The 18,240-nt window shown below is 38.8% G+C and carries 13 protein-coding genes; 7 read left to right on the top strand and 6 right to left on the bottom strand.

Annotated elements, in window-relative coordinates; all coding sequences use genetic code 11:
* Positions 1–68: 68 nt before the first annotated feature.
* Together G4Y78_RS16015 and G4Y78_RS16010 are read right to left on the bottom strand one after the other, a co-directional pair.
* Positions 69–1,004, bottom strand: a complete 936-nt coding sequence (locus G4Y78_RS16015) for an IS1595 family transposase (protein WP_163830705.1) — start codon at positions 1,002–1,004, stop codon at positions 69–71.
* A 95-nt stretch (positions 1,005–1,099) separates the two neighbouring features.
* Entirely contained in the window at positions 1,100–4,147 is a 3,048-nt protein-coding gene (locus G4Y78_RS16010; RefSeq protein WP_163833979.1) for a HEAT repeat domain-containing protein, read from the bottom strand.
* Positions 4,148–4,522: 375 nt separating this feature from the next.
* On the opposite strand from G4Y78_RS16010, the gene G4Y78_RS16005 reads away from it, so the two are divergent.
* The 4 genes from G4Y78_RS16005 (at position 4,523) to G4Y78_RS15990 (ending at position 8,123) form a co-directional block, all read left to right on the top strand.
* Positions 4,523–5,365 carry an AAA family ATPase gene (locus tag G4Y78_RS16005; protein ID WP_163833978.1) on the top strand — a complete coding sequence of 281 codons (843 nt, stop codon included), beginning with the start codon at positions 4,523–4,525 and terminating at the stop codon, positions 5,363–5,365.
* Positions 5,366–5,371: 6 nt separating this feature from the next.
* Positions 5,372–6,550, top strand: a complete 1,179-nt coding sequence (locus tag G4Y78_RS16000; RefSeq protein ID WP_163833977.1) for a vWA domain-containing protein — start codon at positions 5,372–5,374, stop codon at positions 6,548–6,550.
* The gene (locus tag G4Y78_RS15995) at positions 6,547–6,969 is read left to right on the top strand and encodes a thiol-disulfide oxidoreductase DCC family protein (RefSeq protein WP_163833976.1); all 423 of its coding nucleotides are present in this window, start codon (positions 6,547–6,549) and stop codon (positions 6,967–6,969) included. The genes G4Y78_RS16000 and G4Y78_RS15995 overlap by 4 nt, the downstream gene beginning before the upstream one ends.
* 218 nt (positions 6,970–7,187) lie before the next feature.
* A complete protein-coding gene (locus G4Y78_RS15990) occupies positions 7,188–8,123 on the top strand; it encodes a YopT-type cysteine protease domain-containing protein (RefSeq protein WP_163833975.1) in 936 nt (311 codons plus the stop codon).
* Between the two features lie 72 nt (positions 8,124–8,195).
* On the opposite strand, the gene G4Y78_RS15985 is transcribed toward G4Y78_RS15990, so the two are convergent.
* The 4 genes from G4Y78_RS15985 to G4Y78_RS15970 form a co-directional block, all read right to left on the bottom strand.
* Positions 8,196–10,037 (bottom strand): M12 family metallopeptidase, encoded by a 1,842-nt coding sequence (locus tag G4Y78_RS15985; protein ID WP_163833974.1) that lies wholly within the window; start codon positions 10,035–10,037, stop codon positions 8,196–8,198.
* A gap of 345 nt (positions 10,038–10,382) precedes the next feature.
* Complete coding sequence (gene gcvT / locus G4Y78_RS15980) at positions 10,383–11,507, bottom strand: glycine cleavage system aminomethyltransferase GcvT (RefSeq protein ID WP_163833973.1); 1,125 nt, start codon at positions 11,505–11,507, stop codon at positions 10,383–10,385.
* 46 nt (positions 11,508–11,553) lie between these two features.
* Positions 11,554–12,927, bottom strand: coding sequence for an alanine/glycine:cation symporter family protein (locus G4Y78_RS15975; protein ID WP_163833972.1), 1,374 nt, complete (start codon positions 12,925–12,927; stop codon positions 11,554–11,556).
* A 1,010-nt stretch (positions 12,928–13,937) separates the two neighbouring features.
* Positions 13,938–14,555 carry a helix-turn-helix domain-containing protein gene (locus tag G4Y78_RS15970; protein ID WP_163833971.1) on the bottom strand — a complete coding sequence of 206 codons (618 nt, stop codon included), beginning with the start codon at positions 14,553–14,555 and terminating at the stop codon, positions 13,938–13,940.
* A 422-nt stretch (positions 14,556–14,977) separates the two neighbouring features.
* Between G4Y78_RS15970 and G4Y78_RS15965 the strand changes: the two genes are divergently transcribed.
* From G4Y78_RS15965 to gcvH, 3 genes are all read left to right on the top strand, one after another.
* Positions 14,978–16,357 carry an L-serine ammonia-lyase gene (locus tag G4Y78_RS15965; RefSeq protein WP_163833970.1) on the top strand — a complete coding sequence of 460 codons (1,380 nt, stop codon included), beginning with the start codon at positions 14,978–14,980 and terminating at the stop codon, positions 16,355–16,357.
* 67 nt (positions 16,358–16,424) lie between these two features.
* Positions 16,425–17,723, top strand: a complete 1,299-nt coding sequence (gene glyA, locus G4Y78_RS15960) for a serine hydroxymethyltransferase (protein WP_163833969.1) — start codon at positions 16,425–16,427, stop codon at positions 17,721–17,723.
* Between the two features lie 73 nt (positions 17,724–17,796).
* Positions 17,797–18,189 carry a glycine cleavage system protein GcvH gene (gene gcvH / locus G4Y78_RS15955; RefSeq protein ID WP_163833968.1) on the top strand — a complete coding sequence of 131 codons (393 nt, stop codon included), beginning with the start codon at positions 17,797–17,799 and terminating at the stop codon, positions 18,187–18,189.
* Positions 18,190–18,240: the final 51 nt, after the last annotated feature.

Below are 18,240 nucleotides of genomic sequence, written 5' to 3'. Positions count from 1 at the left end.
TTATAGATATAATGCAAACAAATGAAAAATTAATTCATAGTTAAAAAGTTACCTAATTATCATCATACCTAAGCTATATTTAGTAGCTTACCTGGTAGTGGAGGTGTTCTCAGTGCTACAAATGCTAGCCTAGGAATAAATTCTACTAAGCTAAATCTTCGATTAAATCGATACTGAAATTCAGCAAGATAACGTTGTGCATATTTAGCGCGAATAGCATGATAAGTACTACGTAAAGCACTTTTTAAGTTTCCAAGGATGGTGTTAACCCAATAAAATTCAGGTTCCTCTACTGATGCACGACCACCACCGCATACAATTTTATCATGAAGACAACCTGCTTCTATGACACCATTAAAACAGGCCAGTCCATCGGAGATTACGGTACTGCCCTTGGCCAAATTCTGCCTACTCCAAGCCGTTATCTCTTCTTTATTAAACCCTTTTAAAATGCTCAGTTTAATTCGTGTCGGTTGACCTTGTTTTGTTGTTTCTACGGCTGCTACAAAAGGTATTTTCCCATCTGCTCCCCTACCTCTTTTGCAACCTGTACGCTCACCACCAAGATAGGCATCATCAATTTCAATAAAACCCGACAATTGCTTGGTGCCTTCTCTTTCTTGCATCACTTTCATGAGCTTATGTTTCATTCTCCAGGCAGCTTGATAGGAAATACCTAAATGGCGATGTAATTCTATGGCTGATATACCTTTTTTGTCTTGGGAGATCAAATACATCCCTTGGAACCAAGTCTTTAATGGTAATTTGGTTGATTCAAAGATAGTACCTGCAGTTACAGATGTTTGCTGGTGACATTTATAGCACTGCTGAAGCTTTCTAGTAGTGAGTTGACAGCATTTGTCGTATCCACAATTGGGGCACTGAAAACCTTCTGGCCATCGCAATTTGTATAAGGTATTAAAGCATTGTTCTTCTGTACCATATTGTTTGAGAAACTCGTTTAAACTCAGGCCTTTTTGAAATTGAACTTTGTTGATAGCCATTATTTATACCTTCTCAATTAAGTTTCCATGCTGTTCAAATATACAGCAGTTAATGGCTTAGGTATAGTGATAATTAGGAAAAGTTAAGCAAGCTGCTACTCTTGCTCCATTGCTGCAGATCTCTCAACTTTTAGGCTGAGCTCATCGTAAATAAAGAGGGGGATAGCAATATGACTTTGATTGGCAAGACAGCAATCCCATATAGCAAGTAAAAATCCATGAATATGCTTACGTGAGATGATTTTGTCATCGATTTCATGGAAAAAAGTATGCCAAAAATGTGTTTGTTCAGCAAATGATTCCACTATTTTTATACCTGCAAGGTACTCTGCAAGGGGGTCAAGTGCTATGCGTATACGCTCTTGTGCAGGTTGAATAAAATGAATTATTCTTAGTTGATTTGCAAGGTATTTAAGTCGCTCTTGTTTGTTTTCTCCTTCCATTTCAGAAAGTACCTCAGCAATAAGAGGTGATGATGGCTGGAAATTTGTTTTGAGAGATACCCAGGCGATAGTTTTCATATCGCGATGGACTGTTAGGTCATCTAACTTTTTTTTATGAATGTTTTTATTAAGGTTATTCAGGTAACTTAACATTAAATCTGGTATGCTTTCTGGTAGTTGGGCTTCACAATTGCTTTCCACTTTTGAAATAATTAGTTCAGCATACAGCTTTACTAGCATAACAGTAATTTCTCTATTACTGATTATTGAAGAAAGTTTACTACAGTATTTGAAGAAAGTTGAATCATCAAATAAATTTCTTTTCTGCCGTTTAACCAAGTAGGCTTCCATAAATGATGATAAATGATTACCAGAAACTCTTAGTGGTTTAATTACTGATTTAATGCAACCACCAAGATTTTCTTCATTTCGAGAAGTTATTATTAAAGCATTAATTGAAAAAGTATGTATTTCTGGATGAAATTGCTTGCATGACTCCGTGGTCATTTCAGAAAAGTGATCAACTATAACTAAAAGGCGTTGATATTGGAGTAAGTATTGTAATAGCCTTTCAGGAATAGGTGCTGGGGATTCAATTAAGTCTTGTAGCTGTCTTCCAATTACTGTCAGTAAAGTATCACTGTCTTCTGATAGATTTACGTCCAGTTCATGTTCTAATAATATTGGTAGCATAATATGGTAAGAAGGCCTATTATTTTTTTCTTCTTCCATTACTAACTTTGCGATTTGGCAAGCAAGACTTGTCTTACCTGAGCCCCCTTCTCCTGAAATAAGTAAGCAGAACTTTTTTTTTCTAGTTCTTTTCTCTAATGCTGTAAGGGTTAATGAGTCTAGTAACTCGCCATCTATTTCCACAGGTACAGGGATATAAACCTTTCTATCATATACAGTGCTTTTTTGGGAGAAACGCTCACGGGCTGAATATATATGTGATTTAACCCAAGCATCAAGAACCCTAGGTCGGTAATGAAAAAAACCAACAATAAGTACTAAATTAAAAGGTAACTTCATTCCTCCTAACCAAGATGGCAGTTGAAATTCTGTATATGATTTTATACTTTCGTTAACGTTTAAAATCCATAATGGTTTTGCTAAAAATATAATTAACCATATTAATATGAGGGATGATATATAGATGGATATCCAGAAAATAAAAATGTTTTGATTGATCCAGTATATTATTTCGTATTTAAGACTTTTCTTTTCTAGTTTTATATGATTGGATAGTGATGTATTTGCGATTTTTATATCTTTTAGTGTAGGATTATTAGTTAAGTCTTTAAATGAAGATTCTATATTTGTTGTTATCTTTTCTATTTCGGAAATGGATGTGTTGTTTGCATTAATTAAGCTGTCTTTTAAGATGTCGTTAGTATTTTTAATTATTATGTGGCATAGTTCTTCATTTTTTCTATGTTTATAAAATAGTTTGGCTAATTTAGGTAGGCTGGGGCTCGCTGCCATACCAATTTTCCCTAGAGTATTTATTGTATTGATTACTGTATTGTAATTATTGTTATAAAATGTAAGAGAATCATTTATTGGTGTATCTAATAAATTGATTAATTCAGGTACTGCGGATTTTGATTTTTGACCAATTTTGCCAAGGGTAAGAATTATAGAGTTTTTAATATCTATGTTGTTTGTAGAGGTTAGTTTGGATTTTAAATGAGGTATAGTGTTGCTTGCTGATTTTCCAATAACTCCTATTGCATAAATTATACGTTCTAATAACACTTCATTATTACTTTCTAGTTTGTTTTTTAAAATTTTGACTGCAGGCTTGCCAAGCTTTCCCAGTGCTTCAACTGCTGTAAAACAAATATCATTACAGTCGTCATTTATTAAACCAGATAATGGAATTATTACCTTATCAGTTGAATTTCCTATTTCACCAATAGCATTGAGTATATATTCTTGCAATAGTTGATTTTTAGAATTGATATATTCAAGTAAAGTGTCAATTGATTTTTCACCTATTTTTTCGAGGGAGTCTATAGCTGCAAAACAGCTGCTATTACATTCATCATTTATAAAATTTTCTAAAAAAGGGATGGCAGTATATGCATTAGGTCCTATAGCACCAATGGCAATAATAATGTCATCAGTTACTTTTTCATTGGAGAGTTTACTTATTAATATATTAACAGCTGGTTGACCAATTTTACTAAGTGCAGTAATTGCCTCGTCACATATATCATCACATTCACCTTGAATAAAATCGGCTAAGTAAGAAATAGAATGGCTTGCTGGTGTGCCAATATTACCAATTGTTTGGATAATAGATTTTACGACCCTAGTATTGTTGGTATTCAATTTGCTTATAAGTACTTTAACTGATGCAGCTCCAATTCTTCCTAGAGCATTTATCGCCTCATAACATTTATGGTAACTTGAGCTGTAGTTTCTATCGTATGTATTAGGACATTCATCATTTATAAAATTGGCTAAGTAGGGAACAGCTTTACTTGCTTTTTCTCCTAGAAAACCAAGTTCTCTTATAGCGGTTATAGAACTTTTATTTTGCAATTTATTAATATATAAGTCGACATCTTCTACCTGTTTGTTTGTTGAGCATAGAGCGTAGTTGCCTATTATTGCAAAGGCAAATACTACTAGCCTATTGACTGTTATTATTGATTTGATAGTCGCTTTTACTTCGCTTATAGTTTTTTTCATATCTGTTTAGTTGAGGGGAAATAACTAACACCTAGAATCTTTTAACAGAATATTTTGTTTAGTATATAGTTAAGCAGATATTTTTCTGTACAGCGAAGCTTTGACTTGTAATTAGGTATAGATATCAGGAGGATATAAGGCATTATAATTAGCTTTTACTCGCTATTAGTATTGCAGTGAATATCGCCAGTAATTATGAATGAGTAGTTTCTAATGTAAAAGTTTGTAGGTATCAACTTTGTTTGAGTGATATTGATAGGGGCATGCTTCCTTTATTAATCATTATTCGCTACAGTAGCTTGGTAGTGAAACTGCATTTATACAACGCAGTTGATGCAAAGGCTTTAGATAACAAAGATAGCTAGTATAAACATAATGAAATTTTCAAGTACCAAGGAATATGTTGCTGCTGATGAATTGACCATGGCAGTGAATGCGGCAATCGCTTTGCAACGTCCATTGTTGATTAAAGGTGAGCCTGGCACAGGTAAAACCATGCTGGCTGAACAGGTGGCCAAGTCTCTTCAGCTACCGCTGATTCAATGGCATATCAAATCTACTACCAAAGCGCAGCAAGGACTGTATGAATATGATGCGGTGTCTCGGTTAAGAGATTCTCAACTGGGTGATGAGCGGGTTCATGACATTGGCAACTATATTGTTAAAGGCAAGCTGTGGCAGACATTCGATTCGGATCAGCCAACAGTATTGTTAATCGATGAAATTGACAAGGCTGATATCGAGTTTCCTAATGACTTGTTATTAGAGCTGGATAAAATGGAGTTTTATGTCTACGAAACTCAACAGCGCATTACAACAAAACACCGGCCTATCATTATTATTACCAGCAATAATGAAAAAGAGTTACCTGATGCATTTTTAAGGCGCTGTTTTTTCCACTATATTAACTTCCCTGATCAGTCCACTATGCGCCAGATTGTTGAGGTTCACTATCCTGGTATTGCGGCAAAACTGGTGACAGAAGCTATGGAAATCTTTTTCTCGCTGAGAGAAGTGCCAGGCTTGAAAAAGAAACCGTCAACGTCAGAACTGATTGATTGGATTAAATTACTAATGGCAGATGAAATATCTGTTGATATTTTACGTGATCGTGATGCCAGTAAGGCTATTCCACCCTTGTATGGGGCATTGGTAAAAAATGAGCAGGATGTGCATCTGCTGGAGCGACTAGCCTTTATGGCACGTAGAAAGCGGTAAACAGCAATGTTAATCCAATTTTTTGAAACGATCAGAGCAGCAAAAATTCCTGTGACTATTCGGGAATGGCTAGATTTACTGGCTGCTTTGGAAAAGCAGGTAGTCTTTGCTGATATTGATCAATTTTATTATTTGTCGCGTACTTGTTTGATTAAAGATGAACGCTATTATGACCGCTTTGACCAAGCGTTTGCCCATTACTTCAATGGTCTTGATGACTTAACTAAAGCGTTAGAAACGCTTATTCCAGATGAATGGTTACGGAAAGCCTTTGAACGGCATTTATCTGAGGAGGAAAAACGACAAATACAGTCTTTAGGTGGTTTGGAAAAATTACTAGAAACTTTTAAAAAGCGCTTACATGAACAACAAGAGAGGCATCAGGGAGGGAATCGTTGGATTGGCACTGGTGGCACCTCACCATTTGGTGCTTTTGGCTATAACCCCGAAGGTATTAGGATTGGTCAACCGGGCTCCAGGCATCGCCGAGCAGTTAAAGTTTGGGATCAACGCCAGTTTAAAAATCTGGATGGTGAGGTAGAGCTTGGTACTCGAAATATTAAAATGGCATTAAGACGGCTACGTAAGTTTGCCAGAGAGGGAGCAGCGGAAGAGTTAGCATTGAATGATACCATTCGAGCCACAGCCGAAAAAGGTGGTTTGCTGGATATTAAAATGGTGCCGGAACGCCATAATACAATCAAAGTACTGCTCTTGATGGATATTGGTGGCACTATGGATGATCATGTGCAACAGTGTGAAGAATTGTTTGCTGCAGCAAAATCTGAATTTAAACATTTGGAATTTTTTTATTTTCATAACTTTATTTACGAGTCTGTTTGGCAAGATAATTTTCGACGCCATCAGAACCGTTTTTCCAGCTGGGAATTATTGCGTACCTATGGCTCGGATTATAAAGTGATCTTTGTTGGTGATGCAGCTATGTCTCCTTATGAAATTGCTATGCCTGGGGGAAGTGTTGAACACTGGAATGAAGACGCGGGAGCCACTTGGATGGAACGTTTTAAAGATAAATTTACTCATATTGCCTGGCTGAATCCGTTACCTGAAGCGACTTGGGAGTACTATCAATCTTGTCAGATGATTCGTGAGCAGGTTGAAAATAATATGTTCCCAATGACAATGGATGGCTTAGAGCGTGCTATGCAGTGCTTAGTAAAATGACACCACCAGAAGTCCAGCAATATCCAAAAATTATTCTTTTTGATGGTGTTTGTGTATTATGTACCGGCTGGTCAAAATTTGTATTAAAGCGAGATAAGCAGCATCAATTTGTAATGGCGACAGTTCAATCCCCTGTAGGGCAACGCTTATTGAGTTGGTTGGAAATGCCACTGGATGAATTTGATACCATGATTTACCTGGAAAAGGGCCAGCGTTATACCCATCTTGAAGCATTCTTAAAGATAATCCAATATTTTGCTTGGCCATGGCGAATACTATTAGTATTAAAGCTTATTCCCCGACGTTATAGAGATAAGCTTTATTGCTTTGTTGCCAGTCGTCGTTATCGTTGGTTTGGTAAACGACAATATTGCTTTATTCCTTCTGCACAGCAGCGAGCACAAATCCTTCAGGACTAAATTGTATTTTTAGTGGTTATAGCCAAAGCGAATGGTTTTTAGGGGAGGCCGTCGAGCGATGAGGCCCCATGAGTTTATGTTTTTATAAATGATTGGGGTAAGACAGTTTGTTGCTCCTGCATAAGCTGTATTCACACCATCCTTGTGTGCTTAGCGACGACAACAAACCCTAAAAATCATTCGAGAAGGGGATATTTGAAATTTTATAAGGATATTTGATGAATAACGTACCAAATTTATTTCCGTCAGTTAATTCTCAACCCCAGCAGTTAGTAGCCAGTAATCTTTATTCGAATGAATCGAACTCAGACAATTGGGCTGGTAGAAGGTTGCAGCTTACTATTTCTCAAATAGCAGAGAAACTTATTGGGAACTATGATTATAGAGTAACAAAGGAACGAACTGCTTATAAACAAGGAATTAAAATTAGTAACTTAATAAAAGTGCCTACCAATCAACAAGCTAAAACTCTCTATTGTCGTCAAGGACTGTTAAGCCCAATATTTACTATTAAACGGCTAATAAAAAAGTATGATAATGCTATTTTTAATCGTTTTTCTCAAGGTGCTTATATAGGTGATTCTCCATTTGGTAAGGGGGGAATTTGTGCGGTACTAGTGATGAAATGGTTTGGTTCGTTAGCTCATAATATTGACTTTTTTTCTGATATTGGACCCTATTACACTGAATTAAAAAAAACGGCAGTTGATGGTCGGGAAGAAGTTTTTCAGTTGGCAATACATTATTATACCGATATTTATGGGGGTGCCCCTGGTCATGCAGATGCGAGCTGGAATGCAAGGCAAGCCACAGACAAAAAGGTATTAGCTGATTATTTAGCGGACTATGGAATAAACGATAAGGGCTATTTACTGCGTGAAAATCAATTAAAATTGGACAAGCTTGCTGCATGTTTAAATCAGCCAGGCTATTACGATATTGGTATTTATTTGTCTGAAGGTGGAGGGGGACATGCCATAGGAGCAGCGATAAATACTACTGATTCGGGAAAAACAGAGTACCGTTTGTTTGATCCGAACTATGGTGAGTTAGTATTCAGTGATCAAGAGTCATTACAAGCGGCGGTAAAAGACTATATCAGTCGAATTTATCCCAATCATAAAGGGAAATATCGAGTAAGACTTTTTGGTTAAATAGGAAAAAAGTGAATTTTTGTATGAAGGTCTGGAGAACATAGTGATCTCCAGACTTAGGTGTATTAATAATTATTTAATGAGCTCTGCTTTAATCGATACATTACTGAAAGGTGCTGTGGGATTAACCATGACATGATAGAATTGGTTTTGTACAGGGTTGTCGATAGTTATGACCTCTGTTGTGTTTGGCTGAGTAGAAGCATAATCAAACTGTGATAATGTAGGCCAACCATTTTTTGCTAGAGAGGCATAAAGGTCTGCATTGCCTTCGCCTCCATTGAGGGTAATTTTCAACTGCTTTGTACCTGGAGTTACAAATACAAAATAGTATTTTTTTTCCGACTGAGAGGCTAAACTACTTTTTATTATACAGTTTTCCAGCGCTCTAGGATCTGCAGAATAATCCGGATAATAATCATTGACTTTATTTTTACATTGACTGTTGCTTTGGGACATTACTTCTAAATCAAATACTTTTTCATCAGTATACCCATGACTATCACGGACCTGAATGGTAATTTGTGTTTTACCTTCAGACTGGTTGGATGTTTGAAGTATGATGAGTCGCTCATTGTCATTCGACCCAGGTTTGATGCTAATATTACTATTGGCTAAAACAGCCTGATTGCTTGAAGTTACTGTTATTTTAAGTTGCTCACCAGTTGTTTCTTGGTCCTTGATAGAAACTCGTAAACCGTAATTGGCTCCTGCAGTCAATGTGCGTTGTTTTTCAGCTAAAGTGAGTGAAGGCTTGGAATTTGTTCCAGTAGTAATTGCATGTGGTTTGCCATAGACTTGCTGTAATGCACTAATATCGAGAGGACTTAGTCCCTTGCGTTGACCAATTCGCTTTTGATTAGCTGGATCTTTGGTGGTAATAGCTGTGCTGCCATGTTTTGTTGATGCAGGGCTCCAAGCGGCATAGTGCATAATTGAATCAAAATCATAGGGTCCATATTGTGTTGAAAAGGCACCTAGTTTTTGATACTGGCCACCCCAGTCACCACCAATTTGTTTCCAGTTAACGGTAATATAATTGTCACGATCATGACGGCTTTGTTCGTGAGCAAAACCTAAAGCGTGCATTATTTCATGGATAGCAATGCCTTTGCTTTTAATGTTAGCCATTGAAAGGGGCTGTTCTGTGCCTGTCATGCCAAGGTATGAATAGTTTCCTGACCCAATGAATATATTGATATAGTTTGGTTCATTGATACGTGGGACAAATTTAATAGCTGCATTATCAGAGATTTCTTCCATAGCAGAGGCCATGGTTTGACGAATAATTTTTTTGTATTCAGCTTTTGTTTGCTCAATTTCTTTTTTTGTTTTGGGAATTTCAATGAGAACCCATTCATTACCTTCATTGGCAATTTTTACTTGGACCCAATTATCTTTGGTATTTTTAGTGTCTCGCTTGATACATTTTTTTTCTACCCAAATTGAGTCACCTTTTTGGGCATTGTTGGCACAAGACTTTGTTACCCACTCAGTCCAGACGGTATCGTAGTAACTAAGTTTGATTTCGCGGTTACTGTATTGGTAATAAACAATGCCATCGGTCCACTTTGATGCTCCACCCCATGCACTGAAGGCAATATTAGGGTTTTTAGAAGAAGAGAGATTTCGTTGAGAAGATTCGCTGACAGGTAAAAGCTGTCTGGTGTCAATACCCAGATTTTTAGCATTATCTACTGATGCTGCTGCTATATCTAGCTCAACAAGAGCGAGACCATCGATACCGCAAAAAGATACTGATTGGCCTGTATATGGATCGGAAGTTTCTCCAAGCTGACAGTGTTTAGCATTTTCAACAGCTTCTGTTGCTGCAAATACTGGGGATGTAATCAAGATTGACGCTACACAAGAAACAGCAGCCAGCTTAATGATTGCTCTATTTGGCTTTCTCACTTTCACACCTTTATTAATTGAATGTTTGAGTAATGACGCGAATTATGAGAGTTAACGGAACGAGTGGTGTGATTTGGTTCAAAAAACGTGTTGACCAGTATCTCGTCAATAGTGTGAGGCTGTTTGTTTTGCGAACAAGTTGGCTAACTTATAAAATTGTAAAGAATGTAAACATAATATTTATTTATGTATAAACATTTATATTTTTTAGGAATGTATTATTTGAGTTATTAAAAAAAAGTAATAAATAAAGAAGGGGAATAAAAAAAGCGCCTGTTGGGTTGGCGCTTTATGAAATAGAAAAATATTTTAACTCGTCTATTTTATCGAATATTAAAAGTCTGGTTAGCCTCGGTAATATCGTTGTTCAACAAAAGGTGTTTTAGCTACTTTAACTGGCAGTGATTTACCTCGAACTTGGGCAAAAATTTCAGTATCCAGGGTACTGTAAGCTGTTTCCACATAACCCATGGCAATTGGGCCACCAAAACTAGGACCAAAACCACCACTGGTCACTTTACCAATTTCTTTGCCTTCACTATTGATTAGAACAGTCCCTTCACGAATAGGGGCTTTACCTTGTGGCAGTAAACCCACTCGTTTGGTTTGCCAGTTTTTTTCAGTGATTTGTTCAAGGACTTTGGCTTCACCAATAAAGCCTCCTGCACGACTACCTTCAGGTCTTCTGGATTTGCTAATAGCCCAAATTAAGCTGCTTTCCAGTGGGGTTTTAGTGATATCTAAGTCGTGGCCATACAAGCAAAGCCCTGCTTCTAGCCTTAGTGAGTCGCGAGCACCTAAGCCAATTGCTTCTACTTCAGGCTCTGCTAACAACAAACGAGCTAAGGTTTCGGTTTGATCAGCAGGAACAGAAATTTCAAAGCCATCTTCACCGGTATAGCCTGAGCGGCTGATAAAGCAGTCAATGCCTTTTATATTAAGTGCCTGGCTATCCATGAACACCATGTCATTTACGGATGGAGCTAACCTGGCCAGCACATTAGCTGCTTCTGGACCCTGTAATGCAAGTAAAGCGCGGTCGGTTAATACTTTAATTTTTACGTCAGCGGGCAGGTGCTGTTGTAAGTGGGCAATATCCTGTTCTTTGCACGCGGCATTAACTACTAAAAATAAAAAGTCACCCATATTGCTGACCATTAAGTCATCTAAGATACCACCCTGGTCATTAGTAAATAGAGCATAGCGCTGTTTACCAACAGGTAATTCAATAATGTCAACTGGCACCAGCCTTTCTAAAGCTTGTGCTGCTTGATCACCAAATAATTGCACTTGTCCCATATGGGAGACATCAAAAAGACCAGCTTTTGCCCGGGTATGTAAATGCTCATTTTTAACTCCCAGTGGGTACTGCACTGGCATTTGATAACCGGCAAAAGGCACCATTTTCGCCCCTAACTCAAGGTGCAAGTTATACAGTGGGGTTTTCAATAATGCGTCATTTGTGGTCATAATTTTCTCCCATAAAAAGTGGGGTAGCGTAGGCTACCCTGTTTACTTAGTCGTTGGATGGCACGGCTTGACCTTCAATGACCTGTTGACTTTGCGCAAAATATTCCCGAGTCAGTTTAATAATCACTGGACTCAATGCTGCTAAAGCAATCAGGTTAGGAATAGCCATTAATGCATTTAAGATATCGGCAATAATCCATACCAAGTCTAGGCTGGCGATGGCCCCAACAGGCACAGCAATTACCCAAACCAAGCGGAATGGTACAATGGCTTTTTCACCCAGCAAATATTGTACACAACGCTCGCCGTATACACTCCAGCCTAAAATAGTAGTGAAAGCAAAAATAGCCAAACCAATGGTAACAATAGAGCTGCCCACGCCTGGTAAGGTAGTTTCAAATGCGAGGGAAGTCATTGCTGCGCCTTTGACACCGGTAGTCGTGTGCCAGGCACCAGAGGCAACAATTGCCAGACCAGTAATTGAGCAGACTATGATTGTGTCAATAAAAGTACCCAGCATGGCGATTAAACCTTGTCTGACTGGGCTGTTGGTTTGAGCAGAAGCATGGGCAATTGGTGCGCTACCAATACCTGCTTCGTTAGAAAATACCCCGCGGGCTACACCAAAACGTATTGCTGCGGCAACACCTGCACCCACAAAGCCACCAGTTGCAGCGGTACCAGAGAATGCGCTAGTAAAAATTAACTCTAATGCGGCGGGGATTTGTTCAATATTTAAAGCCAATACAATCACCCCAGCTACTAGGTAAGCAATGGCCATAAAAGGCACTAATTTACCGGCGACTTTAGCAATAGACTTAATTCCACCAATTAATACCGCACCCACCAATACCATCATGATAATGCCGGTGATGGTAGGTGAAATATTGAAATTTTCTTGAAGGGCATTGGCAACGGAGTTGGCTTGTACGGTGTTACCCATGCCAAATCCAGTAATGGATCCTAATACGGCGAAAGTGGTGCCTAGCCATAACCAGGATTTGGGCAGGCCATTTTTTATGTAATACATGGGACCGCCGACGTGATTACCATTTTTATCTTTTTCACGGAATTTAACGGCACAAACGGCTTCGCCATATTTAGTTGCCATCCCGACCAGAGCGGTACACCACATCCAGAACAAGGCGCCTGGACCACCTAAGGTAATGGCAGTAGCCACCCCGGCAATATTTCCGGTGCCAATAGTGGCAGATAATGAAGTCATTAAGGCATTAAAAGGAGATATTTCACCGGCTTCTTTAGATTCTTTCCTGCCCCCCCACAGTAATTTAAACGCCAAGCCCAATTTTCGGATTGGCATAAAACCTAATCGAAAGCTTAAAAAGAAGCCAACGCCTAGAATTAGAAATAACATGGCGGGGCCCCAGACAAACCCGCTAATTGATTGAAGAAGTTCCATAAATACCATCTCTATTTTTTTCTAGCAGTTGATTAGGGTCTGTGACATTTGCTCAAGTAGCTAGCTACACCACATTTCTGCCGACTTGCATGGTGAAATAGAAGGCTTAAGTGTGTTTTGCGAGCAGATAACAACAGCCCATTTTTTGTTATAAATCATGCTACTGGCACAGCATGAGATAATTCAAGGACTCAAATCCTACATTGGTTTTTTGTTTAGTGGTAGTTTGATTTTCATATGCTGTTCTTTTGATCACCTTTATTTAAGTTACTCTGTTGTTATATTTAAGGTGCCTTTTTTGTCTATTTATTAGGCGCAAAGGTTGAGCGAAAGGGAGTGACCAGATAAAAGCTTTTAAATGAACAGTGACTTTTAGAGCGGGTCCTACAATATCGCATCAATCGCTAAGCATTTTATACAGCAAATGATTTATTACAATCATTATGCAATTTGTTTAAGTTATGTTGTTATTAATATTATTGTTAGCAAGTATTTAGCTTGGTTGAAGCTGTATAGCTTGCTACATGTTCATTGGTGACTCAGTATAAGTGAGCTTCTGCTTATGGTACTTTTGTAAACCCACCTAATATTGTTGTTGTATTTTTGTTTTATTAATTAACAAAACAAAATAGTTTATTTTTTACTGGTAAAAGCTTTATTGAGCTCAAACAGTTTGATATTAAACTAGTCACGAGAGAGTAGTTTTCTCTGGTGACTATGAGCCATATTGGGTTTTACGTTCTTATTCTTTACCTTTACTTAAAAGCATAAGTGGCATTGACTGAGTAGATCTAATTAAAAGCCCAACTCAGTTAAAATAGTTTCCTATTGGAAACAACCTATCTTATTTGCTAAATCGATGCAAGTAATGAAACATAGAAATGCTTTGAATAGATGTAACAAAACGTTAACAGTTGCTTGCAGCTCAGGGTTCATGCTTACTGAGATTAGTAGGAAGTGAGTAACTATAGAGAGTTGAGGAAGGTGGGTGTTAACAGCCAGCCAGTTAGCTAGCTGGCGGTCACCCATAGAATGTGCGCATCTTCTTTACTGGTTGACACCAGGGCGTGCCCCATATTGGCATCGTAGTAAACGCTATCACCGACATGCAGCTCTACAGGTTCATAAAACTCTGAGTAAAATAGCAGCGAACCAGACAGTATCAGTAAAAACTCTTCTCCTTCATGACGAACCCATTCCTGGTAATCACTGAATGAGCGGGCTCGAACATATGACTTAAAAGGTAGCATCTTTTTATGAACCAGTTGGGTAGCAAGTAGCTCATGTTCATAAGTCGGAGTAGGGTGAGGCTTTCCTTCATTGGCTCGGGTGATATCGCGCCGCCCAGTGGCATGGGGAGTTTTTGGTTGCGTAAACAATTGAGGTAGGTCGATGCCCAGGCCTTGAATTAGTTTTTGCACCGCTGTAAAAGTGGGTGAAATCTGATCGTTTTCAATCTTTGATAGTGTCGATCGAGCTAAGCCTGTCCGCTGACTAACTTCTTCTAAAGTCCAGTTGTTGCTAAGGCGGATTTCCTTTAGTCGTTTACCCAATTGTAAAGGCTCTACATAAGCTTCACTGGATAATGATGTTTCCAGTTTAGGTAATCCGGGGGTTTCATCCGCCATAAAGTTTCCTTAACACTAACCGCTGTTTAAGCCACAGGATAGTACAGAAAGGATAACTTAATGAAAAGCAGAGGGTTTTCTTCTTTGTTAAACTAGCAAAGGATTCGTCGTTACGAATTATGTTTCCAATAAGAAACAAAGTTGATTTAAAGAGAAAAGGTTGCTAGTCTTTCACCCTATCATCTCTATTGTGTTCAATTAGTAGTTAAGCGAGTTGCTAACAAAGGGCTTCTAGCAAGGTTATATCACCTGTTAATTTGCACCTATTACAAATAGTTAGCCTGAAACAATGAAAAGCTTGAAAAGCGTTTAACGAGTTGTTGAGTTTATTTGATAGTCGCTATTTTCTGCAGACATTCAACAAGTGTAGGGTAGTAAAGCGCTTTATTAACAAGCAATTTAATTAAACAGAGTACCTAATCATGGCGCTAAGTATTTTTGACCTATTTAAAATAGGAGTTGGGCCATCGAGTTCTCATACTGTTGGCCCAATGGTGGCAGCCAATCGATTTTTAGCCGATTTAGCTGAACGACAACAACTGAATCAGGTAGCTAAGGTAAAAGTCGCTTTATATGGTTCGCTGGCGCTCACAGGTAAAGGCCATGCGACGGACACAGCTGTGTTGCTGGGGCTATTAGGAGAAGCACCTGCTACAGTAAATCCGGATCGTATACCAGAATATATTCAAGCTATTAATACTCAGCATCAACTCAGGTTAGAGGGAAAACATCTGATTGTTTTTAATCCTGCTGAAGATATTAAATTCCACTATCAAGCAAGCCTACCTGAGCACCCCAATGGAATGCAAATGTTGGCCTATGATGCTCATGGCTTACTACTTTTTGAAGGCACTTATTTTTCTGTTGGGGGTGGTTTTGTTGTCACTAAAGGTGAGCAAGCTGCTATTGATGGAGCTGTTACTGTCCCCTTTTTATTTAATTCAGGAAAAGATTTGTTAGCACTTTGCCAACGGCATCAATTATCGATTGCTGAGCTGGTATTAAAAAATGAACAGGCTTTGCAACCTGAACTGTCTCAACCAGCGTTGTATGACCAAATCTATGATATTTGGCAAGTTATGGATAACTGTATTCGGCGAGGCTGTCAGCAATCGGGAGAGCTACCCGGTGGCTTAAAAATAAAACGTCGTGCTGCTGACTTTTATCAAGAGTTAACCAGTCAACCAGAGGCTGCACTAAAAGATCAGTTAACGGTAATGGACTGGGTTAACCTGTTTGCTATGGCAGTCAATGAAGAAAATGCTGCAGGTGGTCGGGTTGTAACTGCACCCACTAATGGTGCTGCTGGCGTTATTCCTGCTGTATTAGCTTATTATGATCGATTTGTGCATGGTGCCAGCCGTGAAGGAGTTGTCAGATTTATTGCCACAGCTGCGGCTATTGGCATGCTATACAAGCAAAATGCTTCAATTTCTGCTGCAGAAGTTGGCTGTCAGGGAGAAATTGGGGTGGCCTGCTCAATGGCAGCAGGTGCATTAACTGCTGTACTGGGTGGAACTAATGAACAAGTGGAAAATGCGGCAGAAATAGGCATGGAACACAATTTAGGCTTAACCTGTGACCCCATTGCTGGATTAGTGCAAGTACCATGCATTGAGCGAAATACCATGGGGGCCATAAAAGCCATTAATGCTGCTCGGTTAGCGATTCGAGGCAATGGTGATCATCATGTTTCATTAGATAGTGTTATTGAAACCATGCGGCAAACCGGTCTTGATATGCAAGAGAAATATAAGGAAACATCGCAAGGTGGATTAGCAGTTAACGTGGTGGCCTGCTAGTCACCAATTAATTGTTAATTAATACAAAAAATAGATAACTGAATAAATAGTGGATTAGGGGTTAACAATGAGCCAATTTGAATATCCAAATACAGTACTTGAGCAGTTTTTTGCTGAAAACCTAGCAGTTGTTGACAATGATGTGCAGCAGGCACTCAACCATGAATTTAACCGTCAACAAGAACAAATAGAATTAATTGCATCAGAAAATATTGTTTCTAAAGCCGTATTAAATGCTCAGGGCTCAGTGTTAACCAATAAATATGCAGAGGGTTACCCAGCAAAACGTTATTATGGTGGCTGTGAGCATGTTGATGTCGTTGAGCAATTAGCGATTGATCGTGCCAAGAGATTATTTAACTGCCAATATGTGAATGTTCAACCGCACTCTGGTGCCCAAGCTAATGGTGCGGTGATGCTGGCGCTGACCCAGCCTGGTGATACGATTTTAGGTATGTCGTTAGATGCAGGTGGGCATTTAACCCACGGTGCAAAACCGGCTTTATCCGGCAAATGGTTTAACGCAGTGCAGTATGGTGTTAATCCAGAAACCTTAACTATTGATTATGATGAAGTCGCACGCCTCGCGAAAAAGCATCAACCTAAATTAATTATTGCAGGAGGTTCTGCTATTCCACGACAAATTGATTTTAATAAGTTTCGTGAAATTGCAGACAGTGTCGGGGCTTACTTAATGGTGGATATGGCCCATATTGCTGGGTTAGTTGCCACGGGTGCTCACCCAAGTCCTTTACCCCATGCCCATATTGTTACTACAACTACTCATAAAACCCTGCGTGGCCCACGAGGGGGAATGATTTTAAGCAACGACGAAACACTTGGTAAAAAAATTAATTCAGCCGTATTTCCTGGTTTGCAGGGTGGGCCATTAATGCATGTTATTGCAGCAAAAGCCGTTGCATTTGGTGAAGCGTTAACCCCTGTGTTTACAACCTATATCGATCAGGTTGTCAGTAATGCAAAAGTGCTGGCTGAAGTGATTGTCGAAAGAGGCTATGCCGTTGTTTCTGGTGGTACTGACACCCACTTAGTTTTAGTCGATTTAAGACCCAAAGGATTAAAAGGCAATAAAGCAGAAGTCAGCTTGGAAAATGCTGGTATTACGTGTAATAAAAATGGCATTCCATTTGATACTGAAAAACCCACAATTACCTCAGGTATACGGTTAGGCACACCAGCAGGCACCAGTCGTGGATTTGGTAATGAAGAGTTTCGTCAAATCGGTCATTTAATTGCTGATGTGTTAGACGGTTTGGTTAATCATCCAGACAGTAATGAAGTGGCTGAACAAGTAGTTCGGGTTGAAGTGGCAAAACTATGCAAACGTTTTCCACTTTATAGCTAACAATTGATAAGTAAATAAATCGTTTTGGCTACAGATAAGTCTGTAAGCAGTATTAAACAGTAGGGTAAAGCATATGAGTCAAATTCCAACAGAGCTGTATTATAGTAAGTCTCATGAGTGGGTGCAGAAAAATGACGATAATACTGTCACTATCGGTATTACTGCTCATGCTCAGGAATTACTAGGTGATTTGGTATTTGTTGAGTTGCCTGAGGTGGGCTCTAATCTAGAAGTAGGTGATGAGTTTGCAGTGGTGGAATCTGTTAAGGCTGCATCCGATGTATATAGCCCGATTTCTGGAGAAGTGGTTGCTGTCAATGAAGCCTTGATTGATAACCCAGAGCAAGTGAATGAGGGACCTTTTACTGATGGTTGGTTAATTAAGCTTAAGTTGTCCGATAAAGCAGAGCTTGCTCAATTATTGAATGCAGATGCTTATCAAGCCGTAGTCGAAACTGAAGTTTAATTTTATCCTGTATGAATGATTTTTTAATTTAGTGCAGACATTGTTTTTAAA

Origin of the sequence: Spartinivicinus ruber (genome assembly GCF_011009015.1) — a bacterium.
Classification (GTDB): Bacteria; Pseudomonadota; Gammaproteobacteria; order Pseudomonadales; family Zooshikellaceae; genus Spartinivicinus; species Spartinivicinus ruber.
This window is presented reverse-complemented; position numbering and strand designations above follow the sequence as displayed.

Excerpts from the sequence above, each read along its gene's own strand:
- G4Y78_RS16015 (WP_163830705.1), bottom strand. The coding sequence starts at position 1,004 with ATGGCTATCAACAAAGTTCAATTTCAAAAAGGCCTGAGTTTAAACGAG.
- G4Y78_RS16010 (WP_163833979.1), bottom strand. The coding sequence starts at position 4,147 with ATGAAAAAAACTATAAGCGAAGTAAAAGCGACTATCAAATCAATAATA.
- G4Y78_RS16005 (WP_163833978.1), top strand. The coding sequence starts at position 4,523 with ATGAAATTTTCAAGTACCAAGGAATATGTTGCTGCTGATGAATTGACC.
- G4Y78_RS16000 (WP_163833977.1), top strand. The coding sequence starts at position 5,372 with ATGTTAATCCAATTTTTTGAAACGATCAGAGCAGCAAAAATTCCTGTG.
- G4Y78_RS15995 (WP_163833976.1), top strand. The coding sequence starts at position 6,547 with ATGACACCACCAGAAGTCCAGCAATATCCAAAAATTATTCTTTTTGAT.
- G4Y78_RS15990 (WP_163833975.1), top strand. The coding sequence starts at position 7,188 with ATGAATAACGTACCAAATTTATTTCCGTCAGTTAATTCTCAACCCCAG.
- gcvT (WP_163833973.1), bottom strand. The coding sequence starts at position 11,507 with ATGACCACAAATGACGCATTATTGAAAACCCCACTGTATAACTTGCAC.
- G4Y78_RS15975 (WP_163833972.1), bottom strand. The coding sequence starts at position 12,927 with ATGGAACTTCTTCAATCAATTAGCGGGTTTGTCTGGGGCCCCGCCATG.
- G4Y78_RS15970 (WP_163833971.1), bottom strand. The coding sequence starts at position 14,555 with ATGGCGGATGAAACCCCCGGATTACCTAAACTGGAAACATCATTATCC.
- G4Y78_RS15965 (WP_163833970.1), top strand. The coding sequence starts at position 14,978 with ATGGCGCTAAGTATTTTTGACCTATTTAAAATAGGAGTTGGGCCATCG.
- glyA (WP_163833969.1), top strand. The coding sequence starts at position 16,425 with ATGAGCCAATTTGAATATCCAAATACAGTACTTGAGCAGTTTTTTGCT.
- gcvH (WP_163833968.1), top strand. The coding sequence starts at position 17,797 with ATGAGTCAAATTCCAACAGAGCTGTATTATAGTAAGTCTCATGAGTGG.